The sequence below is a fragment of the Mycobacterium sp. NGS56 genome, from assembly GCF_059812425.1.
Genome location: NZ_JCALCQ010000019.1, coordinates 13,105 through 31,063, shown reverse-complemented (window position 1 = coordinate 31,063; position 17,959 = coordinate 13,105). Strand labels below are relative to the sequence as shown.

Sequence of the window (17,959 nt, the reverse complement as noted above, 5' to 3'; positions counted from 1 at the left end):
GAGCTGCCACTGCGAGCGACTGATGCCCTTCAGCGGAATTGTCTTGCTTGGCCTGGCCGATGGTCTTGTCGATAGCCTCACCCGTGGGTAACTTCTTGTTGCCCACGTCTGGCACCTGCATCGGCCTCCCCCCTCACCGCTTTCCGGTTTCTGGTCCCGACCTGAAGGGTGGAAATGCCCCCTATGGTCAGAGCGAGTTTAAAGCAGCAACCGGCCGACTACGGAAGGAACGCGCATACAGACCAAGCCAGATGTCTTTAGGCGGCCGCCTGTTTCGCTAGCGCCAGCGGCGAGATCGGCCGGGGGGCGGGCTCTGCCACGGCCGGTCCTGTTCGTGCGGCTCGCCACCGTGTTATTGACTGCGCCGCACCCGGTTTCGCGAGTAGCCGCTTGACCTGGCGTCGCCTGCCACCCGATATCGCTGGCCGCCCGAGAGAAGTTGCCGCGATCAAGCCCGCCGTGGAAGAAATGTTCTGTCCTGGGGTATTAGAGCTCTAGGTCCCCGGCGTCGAAGGCTTTCTTGACATCTTGCGCGTGCGCAACCTGCCGCGCCGAGTAGCCGATGAACAGCGCCACCACACCGAACACCAGGGCCACCCCCGCCAGCCACAGCATGCCGAAGGTGTAGCCCTGGTCCAGCGCGTGCAGTTGAGCGGGGTTCATGGAATTCACCGGCCCGTTGGTACCGCCCAGGGCCCGCGTGCGCGACATGATGACTACCTGGATAAAAGCAAGCACCAGTGGCCCGCCCAGAGCCTGCAGCATCATTGCGATCGCGGTTGTGGGCCCGATCCGGTCGACACCGACGCTGGCGATCACCGACAGGGAGAGTGGGACGTTGACAATCCCGATCCCGATTGCAGCAAAGATGAGCGGCACCATCAGATGCGGGAAGAATGGAAGGCCGCGGTGGAGCGTCGAGCCGTAGAGCATCGCCCCCAGCACCGGGATGCCGCCGGCGAACACCAGCACTCGCGGCGGGTACCGCGTCACCAGCCGCGATGCCAGGCCCGACCCGACGGCCGCCGCAACGGCGAACGGGATGAAGTAGACGCCCACGTGCAGACCGTCGTAACCCATGATGTTCTGCACGTACAGGGCGACCTCAACGGTCAGGGTGAACAGCACGCCGCCGGCCAGAAAGATGGCCGCGAACGTGGCCAGGCGATTGCGGTCGAAGAACAGGTCGAACGGCACGATCGGGTTTTCGGCGGTCCGCTCCACCACGGCGAACGCCACAAAAGCGCCCAGGGCCACCAGAGCGGAACCGATCGTCGGAACCGACAGCCAGCCGGCCTCCGGTGCCATCGAGACCCCGAAAACCGCGGCGGTACACATCAACGTGGCCAGCGCGGCCCCGGTGACATCGAGCTTCTTCCGCTCCTTCTGGGTTTCCGTCAACGCGCTGACGGCCAGGCAGAGCACTACCAGCCCGATCGGCAGGTTGATCAAATACACCAGGCGCCATGACACCTGCGCGATCAGCCCGCCCACCACCAGGCTTGTGACGGCGCTGATGGCGCTCATTACAGCCAGCCCCGCCACCGCTGCGTTACGCGGCGGTCCCTTCGGGAACGTGGTCGCGGCCAGCGCGAAACCGGTCGGTGTGGCGATCGCCGCGGCCACGCCCTGCAGCAGTCGGGCCACGACGAGGCTGGTCGCATCCCAGGCGATGCCGCACACCGTTGATGCGATGGTGAACAGTGCGAGCCCGATGATAAAAGTCCGCTTGCGCCCGATGGTGTCACCGAGGCGGCCGCCCAGCAACATCAAGCCGCCAAATGCCAGGATGTAGGCGGTGATAACCCAGCTCAGCGCGGCATTGGACAGGCCCAGCTCGTTCTGGATCTTAGGAAGCGCCACGACCCCGATGGAGCCATCCATCATCGCCATCAACTCCATGCCGCCGATCGCGATGATTGCGGCGATAAACCGGCGAGACCAAAGCGACGTCGTGGACTCGTTGCTCGTTCGGCCTAGCGTGGTCGGTTTGACGGGCATCGCGGAGGCTCATTCCAGGTCTGGTGTCATCTAGTGGAGTCGTGCCAGCCTCCATCGTCTGAGCTGGCACGGGACGTTACGCTACAGCAACCTCGGGAACTATTAGCCGTAAACCGTCTGGATGAAACTTTCGGTGCGATAAGCCTTATTGTGAACACCCACTTGGGACTCGCTCCAATCGTTCACCTCCGCATTGCTCGGGCCCAGGGCCACATGCGAAGGCCTACACGCCGCATCCCGGCCGCAAGTCGCCAGCTAGCGGTAGGTGCTCCGCTCGATGTCCGGAAGGAGGCTGCGGATACAGGGCCCACCTGAGCGACGGGGCCATCGAACCACCACACGTTGAACAGGGTGTTGCTGCGCGGTCAATGACGCAAAGCATCTCCCACCCCGGTGACTGGCCCTGCTAGCATCCATAGACCCTGGTCAGCGACTTGCTGAAGTGGTGCATGGATTAACTGCACGGATCGAGCCGACGACAAGACTGATCGACCTTGTCAAAAAGGCTAGAAACATGGACGGACTGACAAACACAACCAAAATCCGTTTGTTAACCTCCTACTTTGCATTTTTGGTAAGGCTTGGAAGTGGACGGCCTTCTGTGCTGCGGCACTATCTTGCAGACAATCTGCGATATCTTTTGGTCGGTACAGGCGTGCTATCGGACCAGGCAAAGCAGGTAGCCAAGGTTCGCGAATTATTTCAGGCGCAGGCAGCGCAGGGCGAGTTCAAGGAATTTTGGCTCGATATGAATATTGTGCCCTGGTCTGTGACTTTTTCGAAAGTCTTTACTCGCAAGGAGCCCGTCCGGATCCTTGAAATCGGGTCATGGGAAGGACGTTCCAGCCTCTTTCTTCTCACGTATTTTACGAACGGGCATTTAACCGCCGTAGATACCTGGTCCGGCGAAACCGAGGGTTACCGGTACGATGCCACGCCGGACCGTCACGACCTTGAAACGCGTTTCGACGGCAATGTTGCCGCGTGTGCGACGCGGCTGACGAAGCGAAGGGGGTCTTCGCTGCAGGTGTTGCCACAGCTACTTGATGAACAGCAAGAATTCGATGTGATTTATGTGGATGGATCGCATTTCGCCGACGATGTTTTAACCGATGGTATTACGGCGTGGCGCCTCTTGAAGCAAGGAGGAATTTTAATCTTTGACGACTTTGTGGGCCCTTTCTATCCGCGGGCGCGCGCCAATCCCTGGTGGGCGATCAATTCTTTCATGGACTATCACGCTAAAGACTACGATATTCTGAGCGTCAACTTCCAACAAATTATCCTGCAGAAAAAGGTGAAGTTTACCGATCACGCCATTCCACTTCAGAACTGAGCTCCGGTCCACGCGCCCGGGGCACGAATCCCAATCGCCACCCAGCGACCCCGCAGGTCAAGGCCTTCCAGCAGCGCGGAGGCCCCAACAGTGATAGATGTCGTGATGGGTCGCCGAGGTCGGCCCGGCCGCAACTGGCAGCGCCCCGACGGCGCGGCGCTGCAGTGATTTTGTATTTTGTGCCCCAGTGCCTTTCGCTGGGCGCCATGATGTGGCGGGAGACAAAGCGGTGACGGGAGCATGGTGAGGGAAAATCACTCGTTGCAACAGCGCGTCGAGGCGCTGAGGTGGTTGATCGCGTTCCAAGCGCGGCAGCCGATCAACGGCGCGCGGGAGCGAGCAGAGTCGTGGCGTCGTCGCCGGAGGGGCCACTCCGGCCGGGGCATCGTCCCCGATGACCGCGCCACCCTCTGCGCGACGAATCCGGAGCTTGAGGCGCTACGTCAGCGCTATGGCGGCGTTCAGGACGTCATCCGCAGGTCGCCGGTTTGGCGTGCCGGTTATGTCTCGGCGGACGATCTGCTCTACTTCCGGGGAGACAATGCCTACGTTTTCCAGTTCAGGGACAAGAACACACCCGAAAAATATGTCCTGACATACTTTTATTTGAAAACGATTGACACGCTTGGGCTTCTGGACACCTTTACCGAAGACGGTGACTACGGTGTGTTTACATTCCCGACAGGCGATGTGGACCAGAGTGGCAACCAGAGACTCGTCAGCCGCGACCTGTTGGATTCAGTCTCTGAGTTACTCTTCCTGGAGCGTGTGCTACAGATCTCGAAACGGCCGAACCTGAAGGTGCTCGATATCGGCGCAGGATACGGCAGGCTTGCCTACCGGGCGGTGACCGCGCTGAGCAACATCGATACCTATTTTTGCATCGACGCTATCCCGGAGTCGACTTTTCTTTCCGAGTATTATCTGCGGCAAAAGGGCGCCGCACGCGCGCGTGTCGTCCCGTTCGACGATCAACGAGATCTCACCCCTGGAACGATCGACCTGGCGGTCAACATCCACAGCTTCTCCGAATGCTCAACGGAGGCTGTCGATTACTGGGTTTCCCGATGCGCAGAGCTGAAGGTCGAATACCTTTTCATCGTTCCTAACATGAGCATCGAAGGCGAAAAAGCCGTAAGGATGGTCGACGGCACCGATTTCAGTCCGCTACTCGAACAGCATGGATACCGGTTGTGTCATGTCGAGCCGAAGTACGGAAACCCAGAGGTGCAGAAATTTGGTGTTTCGCCCAAGTGGTATTACCTCTTTCGCGCTGCCTGATCGGCGTCGACGGGGGACGCGCTGTGGCGAGAAACCTCTCAGCGCCGGCTGAACCGCACAACACAACCGATGAAGTTCTAACGCCGGCGTCGGCGACCGCAACGGACTGTCCAACATGACGTCTCTGACCGCATCCGAACAAGCAGCGGCTGGGAACGGTCAGATGGCCGTCGATGGCGGTCCTTGTGGGTTAAACTGCCGGGCGGCTGAGCCGGGGCGCGGGCTGCCGCTCATCTACGCCGAAGCGCACGGGAAGTCGGGGGCTTAAATTCGCAATGAGGTTTGTGCTGGCGAGTTATGGGAGTCGTGGCGATGTCGAGCCGTGCGTTGCGGTCGGCCGCGAACTGCTGCGCAGAGGGCACGACGTGCGACTGGCCGTGGCGCCTGAACTCGTTGGCTTCGTCGAGGCGGTTGGACTTCCCGCGGTCGCCTATGGGCTCGAGACGCGGCGGTGGATCCCCGGACAACGGGATTTCGAGACGTCGTTGTCTCGCCGCTTCTGGAAGGTCAAGGAGCTGATCAGGTCGGGGCGCGAGTCTCGGGAGTTGTTTGCCCAGTGTTGGGACGAGATCAGCGGAACGCTGATGTCGCTGGCCGAGGGCGCCGACGTCCTGGTCACCGGACTGGCCTTCGAGGGACCCGCCGCCAATATCGCTGAATACCACGGCATTCCGCTGGCCACGCTGCATACCTTCCTCTCACGGTCCAACGGTCAGGGACTGCGCCGCTATTCGGGTACGGCGGTCGAGTGGCTGGTTTGGCGCCTTTGGAAAAAGGTCGAGGACGCGCAGCGCCGTCGACTGGGTCTGCCGAAGGCCACACGCCCCTGGCCGTGGCGGATCGTTGAACGGGGGTCGTTGGAAATTCAAGCCTACGAGGCGATTTGCTTTCCCGAGCTGGCCGCCGAATGGGCGAATTCGAACGGTCAACGGCCCTTTGTCGGCGCGCTGACGATGGAGCTGCCCACCGACGCCGATGAGGAGGTCCTCTCCTGGATCGCCGCGGGGAAAGCGCCGATCTACTTCGGTTTCGGCAGCATGCCGGTCGAATCTGCCACCGACACGCTTGCCATGGTGAGCGCGGCGTGCTCGGAGCTAGGCGAAAGGGCGCTGGTGTGCGCGGGCTGGACCGACTTCAGCGAGGTTGCCCATTGTGATCAGGTCAAGGTGGTGGACGAGGTCAACCACTCGGCCATCTTTCCTGCCTGCCGCGCCGTCGTACACCATGGCGGTGCGGGGACCACGGCCGCCGGCCTGCGCGCCGGGATACCCACGTTGATCCTGTGGATCTTGGGCGATCAACCGCGCTGGGCAGCTGTGGTCAAACGGCTGAAAGTCGGCTCCGGACGGCGCCTTTCGAGCACTACAAAAGAATCGTTGGTCGCTGACCTGCGCACCATCCTTGCACCGCAATACGTCACCCGTGCCCGTGAGCTTGCCACCCGCATGACCAAACCCGCCGAAAGCGTTGCGGCCGCCGCCGATCTCTTGGAAGATTTCGCCCGCTCCAAGCGTGTCGGGTGATCGGGCAGTTGACCGTTCGGACGTCGGCGCCGCAGCAGAGTCACGCTGAAGGTCTCGAGAATCGAAGATGACCCGCCGCCGTCAGTCGCCCACCGTTGACGGCCGGCCAAAGTCGTGCAGTAGCCGCAGTGCCGCTTGGTTTTTCGTGGGTCCGGCGAGGTAGCTGACGATTGCACTGGCCCAAAAACTGCAATCATCGCGATGCCGGTGCTGACCGCCGAGGCGATTGCGTGCCGGAGGTCGCCGCAATCGGCGGTCAGTCAACTTCTCAGCTGCTAGCATTGGGTCCCGTGTCTAGACGCGGGACCCCGGTACGGATCGGCATACTGGGCACCGCCCGCGTCGCACCCGCCGCCGTCGTCAACCCGGCGAAGGACACCGCCGAGGTAGAGGTGGCTGCGGTGGCATCGCGCGAAGTGGCCCGCGCTCAAGCCTTCGCCGTCAAACACGGCATCCCCCGAGTGCACGACACTTACGAGGCGCTGGTCGCCGATCCAGAACTGGACGCCGTCTACATCGCCTTGCCGAACGGCTTGCACGGCAGATGGGCTCGTGGTGCGCTTACCGCGGGTAAACACGTGTTGTGCGAGAAGCCTTTTGCCGCCAATGCGGCCGAGGCCCGCGAGATCGGCGAGCTGGCCGCGAAGTCCGACCGAGTGGTGATGGAGGGGTTCTATTATCGCTATCTCCCTTTGACTTTGCGCGCGGAGCAGATCATCGCCTCCGGCGAGTTGGGCAAGCTGAAGCGAGTGGAAGTGGCCCTGTGCACGCTGCTGCCGAAGTTCTCCGACATCCGTTACGACTACTCCCTTGCGGGTGGTGTGACGATGGATCTTGGCTGTTATGCGGTCAATATGGCTCGCACGTTCGGTGGCTCGACTCCGGAAGTCGTTTCGGCACATGCCAAATTGCGCGGTGCTCAGGTGGACCGGGCAATGACGGCCGAGTTGCGGTTTGCGGCTGGGCATACTGCACAGGTCCGCTGCTCGATGTGGTCATCTGATCTACTGCACTTGAGCGCCAAGGTGATTGGTGACCGTGGGCAACTGGGTGTGCTCAGCCCGCTTGCGCCTTTTCGTCGGCTGACGGTCCGATCTTCCGAGGGCAATCGGACAGAGCGCTTCCCGGGACGCAGCCCCTTCGCCTATCAGCTCGACGCTTTCGCCGCGGCGGTGCTGCGCGGTGAGCCGGTCAAGACGACGCTAGAAGACGCGATCGAGAACATGACCGTCGTCGATGCAATCTATCGCGCCGCCGGCCTCCCGGTTCGCCAGCCGACCGAACGAACCTAGCGTCGGCACCGATACCGCAACGGCACCCTTCGTTCTCAGGCGGCGAAATGCGCCTGGTTCACATGCGCCGCCACCCGCAAGGCGTTGGCGGCGATCGTCAAACTGGGATTCAGACCGGTGCTGGACGGGAAGAACGAGGCGTCCACCACGTAGAGGTTGTCTACTTCGTGTGCCCGGTTCTGTGGGTCCAGCACACTGGATTCCGGATCGGTACCGAACCTGCACGTTCCGCACACATGGGCTACGGCCGCGTTGTTCGTGGCCCCGCGCAAGGTGATTTTGCGAAAAGGCTCGAACACCTCTTTCAACTGGCGTAAGAACACGGAGCGGCGCTCGAGCTCACCGGCATGCAGACGATACTCGACCCTCGGCCGCCGGCAGCCGTCCGAGGTCGTCCAGTCGGACGGCAGCACGCGGTTGTCCAGATAGGGCAGGTCTTCCATGATCAGGGCCAGCAGATGACCGCTATTGAAGAAATGCCGGTAGAGCGGACGTAGCGCTGGTCGCATCGGGCGCAGCGCCCTGCTCTGCCAGCCCGGCTGACTGGTCAGGACCTCCATGGGCGGCACCAAACCCGCTGACTGTACGGTGCCGTACTTCTGCCCCTCCCAGAAGTAAAAATCATTCAACCCGATTTCCTTGTTCGGGCCTCTGATCTTCCAATCCCGCTGCGGCCAGATCTCCACCCAGTCAATCAGATGACGCATCAGGTTGCGCCCCACCAAGTCTGAGCCGTTGGCCAATCCGCGCGGCCAATCACCCGAGCGGGAACTCAGCAATAAAACCGGAGTGAGCAGCGCCCCGGCAGCCAGCACCACCACCTTCGCTTTGAGGGTCAGCGTGCCGGAGGGATGCTCACAGATGACTTGCTGGACCCGGGTGGTGTCGGCGTTCAGCCGCACGACACGACACTGTGTCAGGAGCTGGGCGCCGTGTTCGTTGATGGCCGGCAGCAGGCAATTGCGGGCGGCGTCGTTTTTGCACGACTGTTGGCAGAGATATCCCTGACAGCTGGTACACCCGTCGGTGTAGTCGCAAGCCATCGGCAGGTGGTAGGGATGCAAACCCCGACCGGCCAGGTAGTCGACCAACGGCCGAACGTCGGCCGAAAAGGGTGGTGCCGCAGGCAAACCGACCTCGGCCGCCTCCGGTCGCAAAGGGTCGGGCTGGCCGCGAACCCCCAACAACTTCTCGGCCGCCGCGTACCAGGGCCGCATTTGGTCGTAGGTGAGCGGCCAGGCCTCCGGGACGGTGGACTCGCCGGGGTCGCGAAAATCCTGCCGCGGAGTGAAGTCACGGGCGAAGAACCGCTCGCAGACCATCCCATACAGCGCCGAGGACCCGCCGGTCCCGCTGCCGAGGTAGGGCACAAACTGCCGCGCGGAGCCGTTGACCATGAATTCGATCGCGTCGGTGGTGCGCCCGCCCCGGGCCAACGCGTCGTAATAGGTGTCCACGGAACGACTCGCCAGCGGCTCGGCCAGTTCCGGCTCCGAAGACCGGATCGTGCCCGGCACCCCGGGCAGTGTCGAGCGCCCCTTCTCGACGAGCAGCACCCTGCGGCCCGACCTGGCCAACGAGTAGCCCAGCATCCCGCCGCCCATGCCCGTGCCGACGACAATCACGTCCCACATGACGCGTTCCGCCTCGCGCGGACTCAGCTCGCCGTCAGCCAAAATCGAGTTCCTCAACGGATGAATGCCCAGAGCTTTTGCCCGGTTTGAGCGATCACGACCATAGCATCCGCCCCCGCGGCGGGCTGAACCGTCCAACAACGGTCACGTGGGCAACCCAGGTGTCGCGCAAAGACCCGCGGCCCGCACTCCCTATCGAATGCGGGCGACGGCGCACCGCTCGTATGTATCAGTGATATGTAGGACGACGTTATGCGGGCGCGAATCCTGGTCGACCCTTAGTCTGTCTGGACGAGGTGGATCGCTTCGCCCACGACTGCTGGTTCCCAGTCGATAGCGTGGGTACGGGGTTATGCAGTGAGATGGCAGCTGGCGGACGGGAGGCGCCCGCTTGCGTCTCGCAGAACGCGCACGAATAGGTGAAAGGCTAACGCTCCGCGATGAAGATTGTGCTGGGATGCTATGGGACTCGCGGTGATGTTGAACCTTGCGCTGCCCTTGGACGGGAGCTGCTGCGCAGAGGGCACGAGGTGCGTATGGCCGTGGCGCCGGATCTGGTCGGCTTTGTCGAGTCGGTTGGGCTAACGGCGGTTGCTTGCGGACCGGATGCGCGGGAGTGGCAGGATCTGCACCGCGAATTCTTGACGCGGTTATTCCGGAATTTCTGGAAGGTCCGGAGTGTGATCAGGCTGGGCCGCGAGGATTGGCACCTGCTCAACCGGAGCTGGGACGAGATCACCACGACTCTGCTGTCGCTGGCCGACGGAGCCGACGTTTTACTCACCATGGTGATTGGCCAGGAGGCGGCTTCCGATGTGGCCGAGTATTACGACATTCCATTGGCCCTGCTGCATACCTCTCCGATGCGGCCCAACGGGCAGCTCGTGGCGCGGCTCCCGGCGCCGGTGGCACGCTCCGCAATGCGGGTGAACGACTGGCTGGGTTGGCCCGTGACGAGGAAACTCGAGAACGTCCAGCGCCGCAAAATGGGCCTGCCGAAGGCCACCAAGCTCTGGTCGCGACGGATCGCCGAACGCGGATCGCTGGAACTTCAGGCCTACGACGAGGTGTGCTTTCCCGGGCTGGCGGCCGAATGGGCGCAATGGAAAGCCCAGCGGCCCTTTGTCGGCGCGCTGACCTTGGAGTTGCCAACGGATGCCGACGAGGACGTGGCATCGTGGATCGCGGCGGGAACACCGCCCATTTTCTTCGGCTTTGGGAGCACGGCAGTCAAATCTCCCGCCGACACGATCGCTATGTTCAGCGCGGCCTGCACGCAGTTAGGCGAGCGGGCGTTGGTATGTGCGGCCGAGACTGAGTTCGGCGACTTCGCCCATTTCGAGAACGTCAAGGTGGTGGGCACGCTGAATTATGCGGCCATCTTTCCCGCCTGCCGTGCGGTCGTGCACCACGGGGGAGCGGGCACCACGGCCGCTGGCCTTCGTGCCGGAGTCCCGCAGTTGATCCTTTCGACGTTTCTCGATCAGACGCTCTGGGCAGCCCAGGTTGAACGCCTGAAGGTGGGCACCGCCGGCGGCTTTTCCACCACCGAAGAATCGCTCGTCGCGGATCTGCGCCGGATCCTCGACCCGCAGTACGTCGCGCGGGCGCGCGAGATCGCGACCCGAATGACCAAACCGGCCGAAAGCGTTGCAACCGCAGTCGATCTGCTCGAAGATTTCGCGCGCAAGAGGCGGGCTGGATAATCGATTGAGTTGCGCTCGGCGACGGTCGGCAACCTTGGCCGACGGCTAAACCGGTGCGCGGCAAGCTGTCAACGCTATCCGTTTGGCTCCAAAGGTAATTCGGGTTGCTCGCCAATCCACTTGAGCAGTGCATGAAGACCGTCCTCGAGTGTCCACTTCGGACGCCAGTCGAGTGCGTCGTGCGCCGCCTCGACGGTGCAGCTCGCGGCGCGTACATCGCCGTCGCGAAATTTGGGTACGACAATCGGTTCCGGGGCGCCGCAGATGGCGGCGATCTTGCGGGCCAGCTCGTGAATGGTGGTCGCGGTTCCCGACCCGACATCGACTCGGCGTGGTTCAGCCGTCGGCCTTCGCACCGCTGCGAACAACGCGTCGACGACATCGTCGATGAAGACGAAATCGCGTACGATCCGGCCGTCTTCGTATACCTCCAACGGGCGTTGCGCGCGCGCCAATCGTGCGAAGAGAGTGACGATTCCGGTGTAGGAATTGGTCAGCGATTGGCCCGGCCCGTAGACATTCTGCAGACGCAGCACACTGAGACCGGTGTCGTGGGCGGCCGTCCAAGCCGCCAACATGTGCTCCTGAGCGAGTTTGGTCGCTGCGTAGATGTTGGTGGGGCGGGGCTCGGTTTGCGCCGCGCTGCTCGGAAGGGCCACCGCCGGTTCGGAGTTGGGCCCTTGGGGATCCCAGATACCGGCCGATAGTTGAGCATGGCTGCGGGGTCGCGGGTAGAAGGTCTGCGTACCGCATTGCCAAGCGCCCTCGCCGTAGACGGCCCGTGAGGACGCCAGCACAAGCTGGTCGGGCACGACTCCCGAGCGACTCAGGGCGTCCAGAAGCTGGGTGGTGCCTACCACGTTCACCGAGCCGTGGCGCGTTGCCTCGGAAAGCGACTGTGCCGTTCCCGTTTCGGCGGCCAAATGGACGACTTGAGAAGGGCGAAACAACCGAAGCACCGCATCCCAGTCAGGGGCATGGGTGACGTCTCCGGTGAAGAACCGCACCGATTTCGGCAGGTCTATCGGCTGATATCCGGCATGCACCTGCGGATGCAGGACGTCCATCACCCCGACGTCATAACCGGCTTTGACCAGTCGATGGGCGAGCGCGGACCCGATAAATCCTGCCCCACCAGTGACGAGCACGGACGTTGACAAGACCGACGCCTCCCGGTTTGTCTACTGACGAATTAGGTGACCGGCACGCGCCAATATCTGTGCGGTCTGGTCGATCATATCCGGGTTTGGGGTGCGCGCTTTCTACCACCCGTTGCCGAACGGCTTGCCCGGCCCAGTGGGCCGGAGCCGGGCTGGTGGCAGAGTGTTTGCACCATCGATGCGGCAGGTGGACGTTTGGCCGGTCCTTGACGCGCGGGGCAAACCCCCAGCATTCGATGGTCCGAGTTATTCCCGAAATTCGCTGCCACACAGGTTGATTGGATGGGAGTACCGTTCCTGGAAAAAGTAAGGCGAGAACCCACGATGCGACGGCGTCCTCCGCCTATCGATCAACGGGGCAGGTTGGCATCGCACTCAACCGTCGGCCAGCGCGCGGTCTGCAAGCGCTCCGATTGCCGGTGCCAAGAGCCGCGCGTATTCGCCCGTGACGTGGCCTCCCTCGAGGTACACCAGGGAGTTGCCCACGATGGCCGGGCAGCGCTCGGCGGTGCAGAACAGCTCGGTCAGGTCGGCGTACTGTCCGCCGCCCGCGTTGGTGGCCGCGGCCTCAGCGCCGATGCCGGATTCGTTCACCACCATCGACCTAGGCGACGCGCAGCCCGTCGGATCATCGAGGTGCCCGGAGACGCAGATCGGCACCACCGACAGCAGAATCGGGACCGGACCGAGCACGAGCACCTTCGCGCCAAAGCCCCGCAATTGCTGCGTTAGACGGCTCAGGCTGTCGAACCACAGTGGGTCATACGATGTGAAACCCGGCTGCCAACTCTGACCGGCGCGATAGCCGCGAGCCATGCTGACCACGACCAGCTGGGGACGCTCGACGCGTAACCGGTTGAGAACCTCGCCACGCCACTGCTCGCAATGGGTGACCCAGCGACGGAGGGGGTTGGTAATGGGCAAGTCCATCAATGGGCAGGCCGCTTTCGTCAGGGTCTCCAGCCGCCAGTGCCGCTGCTCGGCGACCCGCTGGAGCGCCGGAGCCCACATCGCGGCATTCGAGTCGCCGACCAGGGCCACCGTCGTCGTCGAGGCGGTATCGCCCGTCGCGCACTCGGGCTGACTGACTTGGCGGATCTGCAAATTGCTCAGCAGGCAGCCGTTGAGGAGCAACGCCTGCAGTTTGGCTGCCGCGTCGGCAAGCGGCGGATCAAGGTTCGATGGAACGGCTTTCAGCTGGGCGGACGCCGCGACCGCCGCCTGCACCTGCGCGAACGCTTGCTGCACCGCCGCGTCGTACGCGTCGACGTTATGGCCCGTCCAGGGAGGCGCCACAGCGACTTTGAGCGCAGCGGCCGGCGCGCCGCGCCCGACGGGATTAGGCACCGATTCCAGAAGCGCCGCGCCCACACAGACGGCTACCGCGGTGGCGGCACCACCAAGCGCAAGGCTCCCGAGGGAGGACCGGCGCAGGGCAGGGGCGAACCGCAGCGGGTTCTCGATGAGACGCAGTGTGAGCACCGCCAGCCCGGCGGACACGATGGCCGCTCCCAACCGAGCGGCCAGCCCCAACGGGTGGCCCAACAAATGCGGTGCGAGCACTAGCACCGGCCAGTGCCACAGATACCACGAATACGATATTCGGCCGACGGCCCGCATCGGCGGCGATGACAGCAAACGGGCGCATCCCCGAGAAGCTGCGGCACAGCCCGCCCCGATGACCAGCACCGTGCCTAAGACAGGCAACAGCGCGGCGGTGCCCGGATAGAACGTGGTCGCGCGCAACAGGGTGCAGGCCAACAAGATCAGGGCCAGGCCCGCCCATCCCGCAATGGCGGCAGGTAGTGCCGGGAGCCTGCGCCATCGGCCGGCCGTGAGGGCCACCAAGCCGCCGGCGGCCAACTGCCAGGCCCGGGTGGGCAGCGAAAAAAACGCCACCGGAAGCATCACGTAAGTGATTACCAGCGACACCGCAAACGAACCGGCCCCGACCAGCGCAAAGACCACCACATAGGGGCTCTCCGACGAGAACGCGTGGCTCCTAGTGCGCTGGCGCGCACGCCTCATGAGCCACGCCGCACCGATCATCACCGCCGGCCACACCAGGTAAAACTGTTCCTCCACACCCAAAGACCAGTAGTGCAGGAACGGCGAAGGCGGCAGGTTGGCGGCCAGGTAATCGACGCCTTGAACGACGAACCAGTAGTTGCCGATATACAGGGCGCTGGCGACGCCGTCAGCGATCACGGTTTGGGCCTGCAACGGCGGCAACAGGAGAGCCGACGCGATCGCAGTAATGACTCCCACCGTGGCCGACGCCGGCAGCAGACGGCGGGCCCGTGCGCCGTAGAAGCGGCCCAGCCGGACGGTACCGGTGGTGCTCACCTCGCGCCAGAGCAGCCCGGTGATGAGGAAGCCCGAAATAACAAAGAACACATCCACGCCGACGTAGCCACCGCCCACACCGGGCAGCTCAGCGTGAAAGAGGACGACGCCTAACACCGCGACAGCGCGCAAACCCTCGATATCCGGACGAAATCCCGCGGGCGCGGAGCGCTGACCCCGCGCCTTTTCGACATGGCGGGCGTTATTGGCCTGGCGCAAGGTCATCAACTTCGTAAGAGGACGCGGTCTTCGAACAGAGGCCATTGTTACACTTCGGCAGCCGCCATACGACTTTAGTTGCGGGCCTTGTCGACCCGTCGCAACACATTGCCGCGTACTTTCTTCGCCATCTGAGAAGGATGCGAGGCTTGATCAGGTTGGGCGCGGGTTTTCGCGCGGGTGCCGTCGGTGTCGGGTTAGGCTGCCGAGCGGTTGAGGCCCTTTGGCGGTGTCGTTTTCATCTCGCAGAGCGCGTCGGAAGTGAAAGGCGAATCACGCGATGAAGTTTGTGTTGGCGGGCTACGGAACCCGAGGCGACGTCGAGCCGTGCGCGGCACTAGGCCTGGAATTGCTGCGTCGTGGTCACGAAGTGCGCATGGCCGTATCGCCGGCCCTGGTCGGTTTCGCGGAGGCGGCCGGGCTCGAGGCGGTGCCCTACGGCCTGCACGAGGAGGCGATGTTCGACGCGCACCGCGACTTCTGGCGGGAGTTGTCCAGCCACTTCTGGAGGGTTCGCAACCTGGCCAAGGTGTGGCGCGAATCCTGGGAACCAAGTGTGCGGTGCTGGGGGGAGATGAGCGCAACGCTGGTCTCCTTGGCCGAGGGGGCGGATTTGTTGTGCACCGCCATGGCTTATCAGGAGGTCGTTGCCGACGTCGCAGAATACTACGATATCCCTTTGGCCACACTGGATCACATGCCTTTGCGGACCAATGGCCAGCTGTTGCCGTTGTTGCCCGGCCCGCTCGGCCGGGCAGCAATGACGGTGGGCGAGTGGCTGATTTGGCACATGTGGAAGCAGGTACAGGACACACGACGCCGAGAGTTGGGGCTGCCGAAGGCGACCAGCCCGGGGCCGCGGCGGATCACCGAACGGGGGTCACTGGAAATTCAGGCCTACGACGAGGTGTGCTTTCCCGGGTTGGCGGACGAATGGGCGAAGTGGAATGGCCAGCGGCCGTTTGTCGGTGCGCTGACGATGGAGTTGCCCGCGGATGCCGACGAGGAGGTCCGCTCCTGGATCGACGCGGGAACGCCCCCGATTTACTTCGGTTTCGGCAGCATGCCGATCGAATCTCCCGCCGACACGGTCGCCATGGTCGGCGCGGCCTGCGCGGAACTGGGCGAACGAGCGTTGGTCTGCGCGGGCTGGACCGACCTGGGCGACGTCCCGGATCTTGAACACGTGAAAGTGGCGGGCGCAGTGAACCATTCGGCCATCTTTCCGGCCTGCCGCGCGGTGGTCCACCACGGTGGGGCGGGCACGACGGCAGCCGGGCTACGCGCCGGAGTTCCCACCCTGATCCTGTGGATGCTGGGCGATCAGCCCCTGTGGGGGGCTCGAATTAAACGATTGAAAGTCGGTACCGCACATCGCTTTTCGAGCCTGACGCAAAAGTCGCTTGTCGCCGACCTGCGCACCATCCTCGCCCCCGAATGCGTCACCCGGGCCAAACAGGTCGGTGCCTCGATGACCAAAGCAGCGGACAGCGTCGCGGCCGCCGCCGACCTCATTGAGGATTTCGCCCGCAAAAAACGCGTGGGCTGACCGAACGCCGCTACGTCGCTACCGTGTGCTGGTTTGCCTGCGGTGTTGTGGCGAAGTGCACCTGGTCCACGTGCTCGGCGACCCGCAAGGCGTTGGCGGCGATCGTCAAACTCGGATTTAGGCCGGTGCTGGTCGGGAAGAACGATCCGTCCACCACGTACAGGTTTTCCACCTCGTGCGCCCGGTTGTTCGGGTCGAGCACGCTGGATGCGGGATTGGTACCGAAGCGGCACGTGCCGCAGACGTGGGCCAGCACAGCGTTGTTCGTAGCGCCCCGCAGCAACTTCGTGCGGAACGGCTGGAAAACCTCTTTCAACTGTCGTAAGAACACCGTGCGGCGCTCGATCTCGCTCGCGTGAAGCCGGTACTGAAGCTGCAGGCGCTGACGGCCGTTAGAGCTTGGTCCACCTAATGGCAGCACGCGGTTATCGAGATAGGGCAGGTCCTCCAACATTGCCGCCAATACCAGTCCGCCGCTGAGGAACCGCTCGTAAATCGGCCGCGCCGCGGGACTTACCATCCGCAGCGCCTTGTACTGCCAGCCGGGGTGGTTGGTGAACGCTTCTATTCGCGGCATCGCGCCCCCCGATTGCAAAGTGCCGTATTTCTCCCCCTCCCAAAAGTAGAAGTCGTTCAGCCCGATCTCTTTGTTTTCGGCGGTGATGTTGGAGTCGCGTTGCGGCCAGACCTCGATGAAGTCAACCAGATGACGCATCAAGTTGCGCCCCACCCAATCTGAGCCGTTGGCCAGGCCTCGCGGCCAATCGCCCGAGCGGGAGTTGAGCAACAACACCGGGGTGAGCAGCGCACCGGCGGCCAGCGCAACCACCTTGGCCTTGAGAGTCAGTGTTCCCGAGGGATGCTGGCAGATGACCCGCTGAACCCGTTTGGCGTCGGCGTCCAAATGCACGGCCTGACACTGCGTCAGCAGGTGGGCGCCGTGCTCGGTAACGGCCGGCAGCAGGCAATTGCGACCCGACTCGTTTTTGCACGACAGGTGGCAGAGATAACTCTGGCAGGTGGTGCAACCGTCGGTGTAATCGCAGGCCATCGGGAGGTGGTAGGGATGCAATCCCCGGCCCGCCAGGTGATCCACCAGCGGCTGGTTGGCTGCCGAAAAGGGCGGCGCTCCCGGCAGACCGTCGTCGGCCGCTTCGTGGCGGAGGGGATCGCGCTCGCCCCGAACCCCCAGCAGCTTCTCGGCCGTTGTGTACCAGGGCCGCATCTGTTCGTAGGTGACCGGCCAGGCCTCCGGCACGGTGGAGTCGCCGGCGTTACGGAAGTCCTGCCGGGGAGTGAAATCGCGGGCGAAAAACCGTTCACAGACCATGCTGTAGAGGGCCGACGACCCCCCGGTCCCGCTCCCGACTCCCGGCAAATACCGCCGCGAGAAGCGGCCGCTGACGTCTTCCACTTCGTCGGTGGAGCGTCCGGCTCTGGCCAAAGCGTCGTAATAGGTGTCCACCGAACGAGCCGCCTGCGGCTCGACCACTTCTGGGATCGACGAGCGAATCGTGCCCGGCACTCCAGGCAGTGTTGAGCGCCCCTTTTCGATGAAGAGCACCCTGCGGCCTGACCTGGCCAGCGAAAAGCCCAACATCCCGCCGCCCATGCCAGTGCCGATGACAATGACGTCCCACATGACACGTTCCGCCTCGCGCGGACTCAACTTCTGGTCAACCAAATCGGTTCCTCCGAGATGATGCCCAAACTGGGTCCAACTGGGCGGATCAGGATCCATATCGGTCGGACGCCACGGGCACATTAATTTTCCCCGAGGCCAGAATCACACAATTGACTGCCGCGCGGGGGCGTTTTTGGCAAGGCTTACCGCTGCGTCAAATCGACGTGGACGGCGGCAGGCACGCATATCCTTGCCGATGGCCAAGCGTAAGCACGCATGAAACGAGAT

At 63.3% G+C, this 17,959-nt stretch carries 11 protein-coding genes; 6 read left to right on the top strand and 5 right to left on the bottom strand.

Features of this window, described 5'->3' with window-relative positions; all coding sequences use genetic code 11:
* Positions 1–486: 486 nt before the first annotated feature.
* A complete protein-coding gene (locus AC5Y4F_RS25850; protein ID WP_067933334.1) occupies positions 487–2,001 on the bottom strand; it encodes an MFS transporter in 1,515 nt (504 codons plus the stop codon).
* A gap of 514 nt (positions 2,002–2,515) precedes the next feature.
* Here AC5Y4F_RS25850 and AC5Y4F_RS25845 point away from each other — a divergent pair.
* The 4 genes from AC5Y4F_RS25845 (at position 2,516) to AC5Y4F_RS25830 (ending at position 7,433) form a co-directional block, all read left to right on the top strand.
* Positions 2,516–3,337, top strand: coding sequence for a class I SAM-dependent methyltransferase (locus AC5Y4F_RS25845; protein WP_499999427.1), 822 nt, complete (start codon positions 2,516–2,518; stop codon positions 3,335–3,337).
* Between the two features lie 261 nt (positions 3,338–3,598).
* Positions 3,599–4,618 carry a putative sugar O-methyltransferase gene (locus AC5Y4F_RS25840; protein WP_499999425.1) on the top strand — a complete coding sequence of 340 codons (1,020 nt, stop codon included), beginning with the start codon at positions 3,599–3,601 and terminating at the stop codon, positions 4,616–4,618.
* 275 nt (positions 4,619–4,893) lie between these two features.
* Positions 4,894–6,141 (top strand): glycosyltransferase, encoded by a 1,248-nt coding sequence (locus AC5Y4F_RS25835; RefSeq protein ID WP_499999423.1) that lies wholly within the window; start codon positions 4,894–4,896, stop codon positions 6,139–6,141.
* 290 nt (positions 6,142–6,431) lie between these two features.
* Entirely contained in the window at positions 6,432–7,433 is a 1,002-nt protein-coding gene (locus AC5Y4F_RS25830) for a Gfo/Idh/MocA family protein (RefSeq protein ID WP_499999420.1), read from the top strand.
* A 35-nt stretch (positions 7,434–7,468) separates the two neighbouring features.
* On the opposite strand, the gene AC5Y4F_RS25825 is transcribed toward AC5Y4F_RS25830, so the two are convergent.
* Positions 7,469–9,109 carry a GMC oxidoreductase gene (locus AC5Y4F_RS25825; RefSeq protein ID WP_499999415.1) on the bottom strand — a complete coding sequence of 547 codons (1,641 nt, stop codon included), beginning with the start codon at positions 9,107–9,109 and terminating at the stop codon, positions 7,469–7,471.
* A gap of 398 nt (positions 9,110–9,507) precedes the next feature.
* Between AC5Y4F_RS25825 and AC5Y4F_RS25820 the strand changes: the two genes are divergently transcribed.
* The gene (locus tag AC5Y4F_RS25820; RefSeq protein ID WP_499999413.1) at positions 9,508–10,773 is read left to right on the top strand and encodes a glycosyltransferase; all 1,266 of its coding nucleotides are present in this window, start codon (positions 9,508–9,510) and stop codon (positions 10,771–10,773) included.
* A gap of 74 nt (positions 10,774–10,847) precedes the next feature.
* On the opposite strand, the gene AC5Y4F_RS25815 is transcribed toward AC5Y4F_RS25820, so the two are convergent.
* A complete protein-coding gene (locus AC5Y4F_RS25815; RefSeq protein WP_499999465.1) occupies positions 10,848–11,921 on the bottom strand; it encodes an NAD-dependent epimerase/dehydratase family protein in 1,074 nt (357 codons plus the stop codon).
* Between the two features lie 387 nt (positions 11,922–12,308).
* Positions 12,309–14,504 (bottom strand): acyltransferase family protein, encoded by a 2,196-nt coding sequence (locus tag AC5Y4F_RS25810; RefSeq protein ID WP_499999411.1) that lies wholly within the window; start codon positions 14,502–14,504, stop codon positions 12,309–12,311.
* A 274-nt stretch (positions 14,505–14,778) separates the two neighbouring features.
* Here AC5Y4F_RS25810 and AC5Y4F_RS25805 point away from each other — a divergent pair, with 274 nt between their 5' ends.
* Positions 14,779–16,047 (top strand): glycosyltransferase, encoded by a 1,269-nt coding sequence (locus AC5Y4F_RS25805; protein ID WP_499999408.1) that lies wholly within the window; start codon positions 14,779–14,781, stop codon positions 16,045–16,047.
* A 10-nt stretch (positions 16,048–16,057) separates the two neighbouring features.
* Here AC5Y4F_RS25805 and AC5Y4F_RS25800 read toward each other — a convergent pair whose 3' ends face one another.
* Complete coding sequence (locus AC5Y4F_RS25800; RefSeq protein ID WP_067933417.1) at positions 16,058–17,731, bottom strand: GMC oxidoreductase; 1,674 nt, start codon at positions 17,729–17,731, stop codon at positions 16,058–16,060.
* Between the last annotated feature and the right edge of the window lie 228 nt (positions 17,732–17,959).

Coding starts and splice junctions, on each gene's coding strand:
- AC5Y4F_RS25850 (WP_067933334.1), bottom strand. CDS start 2,001: ATGCCCGTCAAACCGACCACGCTAGGCCGAACGAGCAACGAGTCCACG.
- AC5Y4F_RS25845 (WP_499999427.1), top strand. CDS start 2,516: ATGGACGGACTGACAAACACAACCAAAATCCGTTTGTTAACCTCCTAC.
- AC5Y4F_RS25835 (WP_499999423.1), top strand. CDS start 4,894: ATGAGGTTTGTGCTGGCGAGTTATGGGAGTCGTGGCGATGTCGAGCCG.
- AC5Y4F_RS25820 (WP_499999413.1), top strand. CDS start 9,508: ATGAAGATTGTGCTGGGATGCTATGGGACTCGCGGTGATGTTGAACCT.
- AC5Y4F_RS25810 (WP_499999411.1), bottom strand. CDS start 14,504: ATGACCTTGCGCCAGGCCAATAACGCCCGCCATGTCGAAAAGGCGCGG.
- AC5Y4F_RS25805 (WP_499999408.1), top strand. CDS start 14,779: ATGAAGTTTGTGTTGGCGGGCTACGGAACCCGAGGCGACGTCGAGCCG.